5 protein-coding genes are annotated in these 6,296 nt (G+C 69.5%); 2 read left to right on the top strand and 3 right to left on the bottom strand.

From position 1 onward, the window contains the following. Positions 1-1,769, top strand: a 1,769-nt coding sequence (locus tag AB4Y86_RS09445) for a hypothetical protein (RefSeq protein WP_441401985.1), incomplete at its 5' end; no start/stop codon positions are given. A 99-nt stretch (positions 1,770-1,868) separates the two neighbouring features. On the opposite strand, the gene AB4Y86_RS09440 is transcribed toward AB4Y86_RS09445, so the two are convergent. The 3 genes from AB4Y86_RS09440 to pta all read right to left on the bottom strand — a co-directional run bounded on the left by AB4Y86_RS09440 (position 1,869) and on the right by pta (position 5,851). Beyond that, on the bottom strand, positions 1,869-2,444 hold the full coding sequence (locus AB4Y86_RS09440) for a GNAT family N-acetyltransferase (protein ID WP_441401984.1): 576 nt from the start codon (positions 2,442-2,444) through the stop codon (positions 1,869-1,871). A gap of 125 nt (positions 2,445-2,569) precedes the next feature. Further along, complete coding sequence (locus AB4Y86_RS09435; RefSeq protein ID WP_441401983.1) at positions 2,570-3,739, bottom strand: acetate kinase; 1,170 nt, start codon at positions 3,737-3,739, stop codon at positions 2,570-2,572. A 9-nt stretch (positions 3,740-3,748) separates the two neighbouring features. Then, a complete protein-coding gene (pta, locus tag AB4Y86_RS09430) occupies positions 3,749-5,851 on the bottom strand; it encodes a phosphate acetyltransferase (protein ID WP_441401982.1) in 2,103 nt (700 codons plus the stop codon). Positions 5,852-5,930: 79 nt separating this feature from the next. On the opposite strand from pta, the gene AB4Y86_RS09425 reads away from it, so the two are divergent. Continuing rightward, positions 5,931-6,296: hotdog fold thioesterase (locus AB4Y86_RS09425; protein WP_441401981.1), on the top strand; the 366-nt coding region annotated here is incomplete at its 3' end.

The following is a 6,296-nucleotide window of genomic DNA, read 5'->3' as shown; positions in this document are numbered from 1 at the left end:
GCCGCGGGGGCGCGACCCCGGGCGCCATGGGCACCGGCCTTTACCTGATGTGGCCGGCGTTTTACACGGACGTCACGGATTCCTACCGGCTGGGCCGGGGCGGCCGGATCCGCACCGATCTGGGCGGCCTCTACTTCAACGCGATCGTCGCCGTGGCCATCATGGGCATCTGGTGGGTCACCGGGTTCGACGCGCTCCTGCTGGTGGTGGTCACCCAGATCCTGCAGATGGTCCGGCAGCTGATGCCGATGGTCCGCTTCGACGGGTACCACATCCTCGCGGACGCCACCGGCGTGCCCGACCTGTTCCAGCGCATCAAGCCGACCCTGCTGGCCCTGATCCCCTGGCGCAAGGCGGACCCGCAGGCGCAGCTGCTCAAGCCCTGGGCCCGCGCCGTCGTCACGGCTTGGGTCCTGGTCACCGTGCCCCTGCTGGTCTTCAGCCTGGCCACCATGGTCCTCACCCTCCCGCGCGTCGTCGGCACCGCCTGGGACAACGGCCAAAAGCAGCAGGCCATGCTCTCCCACAGCGTGGCCACAGGCGATTTTGCCGATGCTGCCGTGCGGCTGCTCGCGCTGATCTGCATCGCCCTGCCGGTAGCCGGCATCTTCTACATCCTGGTCCGTCTGGGGCGGCAGTTCGCGACCGGGCTGTGGCAGAAGACCAAGGGCAAGGCCTGGCAGCGCGGCGTCGCCATGGCTGCCATCGCGGCCGTCACCGCCGGCCTCGCGTGGGCCTGGTGGCCCGGAGCCGAGACCTACCGGCCGGTCCAGCCCTACGAACGCGGGACGCTGGCCGACGCCACCACCACGATTTTCCCGACGGCAGCAGGGCACGACCTGAAGCAGGGCCAGGCCGGGCGGACCGTGGCGCTGTGGCCGCAGGGGGCCCGCAAGCCCACCCGGGAAGAGCCGCAGCTGAGCATGGTCCTGGTCCCGCGGGCCTCCTCGGCGACGCCCGCGGCGTCCGGCACCGCGACCGCCGCGCCGTCGTGGGTGTTTCCCTTCGACAAACCGGCCGCGCCCGAGGATGGCGGCAACCAGTCGCTCGCGGTCAACACCACGGACGGCTCCGTGGTCTACGACGTCGCCTTCGCCTTGGTCTGGGCCGAGGACGGGCAGGATGTCCGCAACCGTAACGAGGCTTACGCCTTCGCCAGCTGCAAGGACTGCGCCGCCGTCGCGGTGGGGTTCCAGGTGGTCCTGATTGTGGGACAGGCCAATGTGGTGGTCCCGGAGAACCTCTCCGCAGCCGCTAACTACAACTGCGTCCGCTGCCTCACCTATGCCCTGGCCCGCCAGCTGGTCCTCACGCTGGACGGGCCGCTGAGCCCGGAGGGGATGTCCAGGCTCAACGCGTTGTGGCAGCAGATCGCGGACTACGGCCAGAACCTGCAAAACGTCCCGCTCTCGGAGATCGAGGGCAAACTGAACGGATTCAGGGACCAGATCATGGAGATCGTCCGAACCGATCCCAGCGCCACCCCTGGCGGGACCGGCGCTGCTTCCGCCACGACGGGCAGCTCGCCGGGAGCCAGTCCGACTGCTACCCAGGGTGCGACGGGCTCTGCGCCGGAGCCCACTCAGGGCGGGACCGCTGCGACCGTCCCCGCGGGTCCTGCACCGGATGCCCCGTCCGCCCCGCCCGCCACGTCCACTGGCACGGCACCGTCCGAATCGCCGCGCGCCGCACCCCCGGGTCCTGCCACCGCGCCGGCCCCCGGACCGACGTCGGCCGCTCCCACGGCCTCGGCCCCGCCGGCGCCGTAAGCCGAGGTCGGGCGGGTGCGCCCCTCCGGGCAAGATAACGTCCGTCCTACCGTTCGCCGAAGATGGCCGCTATCGGAGTACCCGTGGCGGCCATCGTCGTCATTCCGGCGAGTCCTTGGCGGACATCCGCGCCTTCCATTCGTCGGCGAGGATCGCGTAGACCACTTCGGTGGCCCACTGGCCCTTGTAATGCCATTTGTCCAGCTGGGTGGACTCCAGCCGCATGCCGAGGCGCTCGCACAGCGCGGCGGAGGGGGTGTTGAGGGCGTCGAGTTTGGCGTCGATCCGGTGGAATCCCAGGTCTTCGAAGCCGAGCTTCAGCATCGCAGCGGCCGCCTCGCTCGCGATCCCCTTCCCGCGGGCCCCCGGTGCCAGGCTCCAGCCGATCTCGGCCTGGCCGCAGCCGGGCAGCCACTTGAGCACCACTTCGCCGAGCAGCCCGGGCGAGTCCGCGGCCTCGATGGCCAGACAGATCCAGTCCCCCTCCTTCTCGAACGCGAAGTTGGCGTACTTCCCGACGGACTCCATGGACTGGGTGTAGCTTTTGGCTTCCCGGGGCAGGAACCGGGCGGTTTCCGGAAGCGAGTGGTAGCCGTGGAAGGCGTCCAGGTCCGCGGCCTCGAAGCGGCGCAGCACCAAACGCCGGGTGCGGAGCGGCAGGTTCAGTTCGGTCATGTCCCCAGCCTAGGACCCGCTTCCGGGTCGGTTGCTCCCCACCGGCCCCCTCCCCTCGCAAGCTCGGTCAGGGAACCCTGCCGGCGTGGGCCCAGCAACGCCGTTATGAGCCGCGAAAAGGGCCGTTACGGAGCAACCGATGAGCGGGCGACGACGGCGGCTGTCGCCTCCGCGATCGCGCGCTCCTCGTCGGTCGGGACCACCAGCACCGGCAGGGCCGATTCCGGCGTCGAGATCATCCGGGGTTCCTTGGACCGTTCACGGTTCAGCCCGGCGTCGAGCTCCACGCCGAGCGCCCCCAGCCGCGCCGCGACGAGGCCGCGGAACTGGTGCGAGTTTTCGCCGATCCCGGCCGTGAACACGAGGGCCTTCGCGCCGCCCACGGCCACGTGGTAGCCGCCGATGTACTTCGCCAGCCGGTAGGAGGCCACGGCGAGCGCCATGGTGGACCTGGCGTCCCCGGCTTCCGCCGCCTCCACCACCGAGCGCATGTCGTTGTTGCCGGCCAGCCCCTTGAGCCCGGACTGGCGGTTAAGCATGGAGTCGAGGTCCTCGGCGGACCAGCCGGCCCGGCCGAGGAAGACCAGGATGGAGGGGTCCAGGTCGCCGGAACGGGTGCCCATCACGAGGCCCTCGAGCGGGGTGAAGCCCATCGACGTGTCGATCGACTCGCCGCCGCGGATCGCCGTGACGGAGGCGCCGTTGCCCAGGTGGGCGATGACGGCGTCGAACTCTTCCACCGGTAGATCCAGCAGCGCCGCTGCGCGGTGTGCGACGTACTCGTGGGAGGTGCCGTGGAAGCCGTAGCGCCGGATGCCGTGGTTCGTGTAGAGCTCATCCGGCACGGCGTAGCGCCRGGCGTGCTCGGGCAGGGTGCGGTGGAAGGCGGTGTCGAAGACGGCCACCTGCGGCAGGTCCGGCCATTTCTTCGCGATCGCACGGATCCCGAGGACGTTGGCGGGGTTGTGCAGGGGAGCCAGCGGGTTCAGCCGCTCGATGGCGCGGGTGATCTCGTTGTTGACCAGCACCGGCTCGGCGAAGCGCTCGCCGCCGTGCACCACGCGGTGGCCCACGGCGTCCAGGGTCCGGTCGCCCAGTGCCGCGTGGATCGCGCCGTCCACCTGTTCCAGGGCCTCCGCGTGGTCGCGGGGGCCCTCGATCTGGCCGTCGCCGTCCCCGCCGTTGCCCATCCCGATCTTCTCGACCAGCCCCTCCGCGAGAACGCTGCCCGCTTCGACGTCGCGGACCTGGTACTTGAGCGAGGACGAACCTGAGTTGATGACGAGCACGAGCATGGCGGCCTCCTAAGCCTTGGCTTCGACGGCCGGCACCGACTGGGCCTGGATTGCGGTGATCGCCACAGTGTTCAGGATGTCGTCCACCGTGCAGCCCCGGGACAGGTCGTTGACAGGTTTGCGGAGCCCCTGCAGCACCGGCCCGACGGCGACCGCGCCGGAGGACTGCTGGACCGCCTTGTAGGTGTTGTTGCCGGTGTTCAGGTCCGGGAAGATGAACACCGTCGCCTGCCCGGCCACGGATGAGCCGGGCATCTTGGACTCGGCGATGGCGGCGTCGACCGCGGCATCGTACTGGATCGGTCCCTCCACCGCGAGGTCGGGGCGCCGCTGGCGCACCAACTCGGTGGCCTGCCGCACCGCGTCGACGGCCTCGCCGGCACCGGAGCCGCCCGTGGAGTAGGACAGCATCGCGACGCGCGGCTCGACGCCGAACTGGGCGGCCGTTTCGGCCGAGGCCAGGGCGATGTCCGCAAGCTGCTCCACGTTGGGCTCGGGATTGACGGCGCAGTCACCGTAGACCAGCACCCGGTCCGGCATCAGCATGAGGAACACCGAGGAGACGATTTTGACGCCCTCCCGGGTCTTCACGAACTCGAGCGCGGGCCGGATGGTGTGGGCCGTGGTGTGCGCGGCGCCGGAGACCATGCCGTCCACCACGCCGAGCTGGACCATCATGGTGCCAAAGTAGCTTTCGTCCTGCATCACTTCGAGCGCCTTCGCCAAGTCCACGCCCTTGTGCGAGCGCAGTTCGGCATACTTCTGCGCGAAACCCTCGCGCAGCTCGGAAGTGGCCGGGTCCACGACGTTGATGCCGCTCAGGTCGATTCCCTGGGTGGCCGCGAGCTCGCGGACATCGGCCTCGCGGCCCAGCACGGTGAGCTCGCAGACGTCGCGGCGGTGCAGGATTTCCGCGGCGCGCAGGATCCGGACGTCGGTGCCCTCGGGCAGGACGATGTGGCGGCGCTGCGCGCGGGCCCGTTCGATCAGGTCGTGCAGGAAGCGCAGCGGCGTCATCCGCTCCGGCCGCGGCAGGTGCAGCCGTTCCAGCAGTTCCGCCTCGTCCACACGCCTGGACCACAGGCCCAGCGCGGACGCCACCTTGCGGCGGTGGCCGGACCAGATTTCGCTGCGCACCTCGGAGACCCGCTTGGCGGTCACGTAGGTGTCGTCCGGGGCGGCGAAGATCGGGAACGGGGCCTGCGCGAGCAGCGAGTAGATTGTCGGGTCCGGCGCGAGGCCGCCGGTCAGGATCAGCGCCGACGGGACCGGGAACTCCGGCGAAAACGACGACGCCAGGCAGGCCACCAGGACATCCGCCCGGTCGCCGGGCACGATCACCAGCGCGCCATCGTCGAGCACGTGCAGGAAGTTGGCCACATTCATGGCCGCCACCTTGACCGAGCGCACATCGCGTTCCAGGTCCGGCAGCCCCGCCACCTGGCCGAGGCCCAGGGCGGCGGCCACTTCACCGGTGGTGGGCCGGGCGATGTCCTCGAGCTCCGGGAACACGTAGACCGGCCGGCCGGAGGCGCCCGGGCGGACCGCCGCGGCGATCGCTTCCAGGTCCTTAGGATCGGCGCGGTTGACCATGATTGCCAGCAGGCTGCAGCGCTCGGCGATCAGTTCCTTGCGGGCCACCTCGACGGCGTCCGCTGTCTCGGCCACGGTGCGGCCCTTAGCCCCGACGACGGCGACCATCGGCGCCGCCAGGTCGTTGGCGAGCCGCGCATTGAGGTCGAATTCGACGGCGGCGTCCTGGCCGGTCAGGTCGGTGCCCTCGATGATGATCACGTCGCAGTGCCGGGCCATCTCCGCGAAGATTTCCACGCACCGGGAATCGATCTCCTCGCGATTGCCCTCGGCGAGCAGACCCCGGACCTCGGCGAAGGTCAGCCCGCTGCGGCAGCGTTCGTCGTCGAGGTCGAAGCGGGACTTCATCAGCGCGACCATCGGGTCCGCGTCGGAACGGGCCTGGACCACCGGCTTGAAGAAACCGATCCGGTCCGCGTGCCGGTGCAGGGTGTCCGCCAGGCCCAGCGCAACCAGCGACTTCCCGGACCCGGGCGTCGTCGCACTGACATATATTCCTTTGGCMATGTGTCCCAGCATACTTACAGGCCTTGACAGCAGGCACCCGAATGGGATTACCTAATGAACATTCGGTAAATAAAGCTGGAGGCAACGACGCATGGCTGAAGTGACAATTTCCGGTGACACCCACCCGGTCCTGAAGGACGACTATGCCTCCGAGTGGATGGGCATTGAGGTCCTGGCGCTCGACGACGGTCACGCCACCATCCGGATGGCGCTCCGCCAGGAAATGCTCAATGGTTTCGGGATGGCCCACGGCGGAATGATCTTCGCCTTCGGTGACACCGCCTTTGCCTTGGCGTGCAACCCGGCCAATCCGGCACCCGGCGAGGAAGGCAACATCACCGTTGCGTCCGGCGTCGACATCAACTTCATCAAGCCGGCCTTCCGCGGCCAGATCCTGACCGCCGTCGCCAACCGCCGCGCCAGCACCGGCCGCAGCGGCCTCTACGACATCCAGATC

It is taken from the genome of Arthrobacter sp. 2YAF22_2 (assembly GCF_052114645.1).
In the GTDB taxonomy this organism is placed as follows: domain Bacteria; phylum Actinomycetota; class Actinomycetes; order Actinomycetales; family Micrococcaceae; genus Arthrobacter.
This window is presented reverse-complemented; position numbering and strand designations above follow the sequence as displayed.

Coding starts and splice junctions, on each gene's coding strand:
- AB4Y86_RS09440 (WP_441401984.1), bottom strand. CDS start 2,444: ATGACCGAACTGAACCTGCCGCTCCGCACCCGGCGTTTGGTGCTGCGC.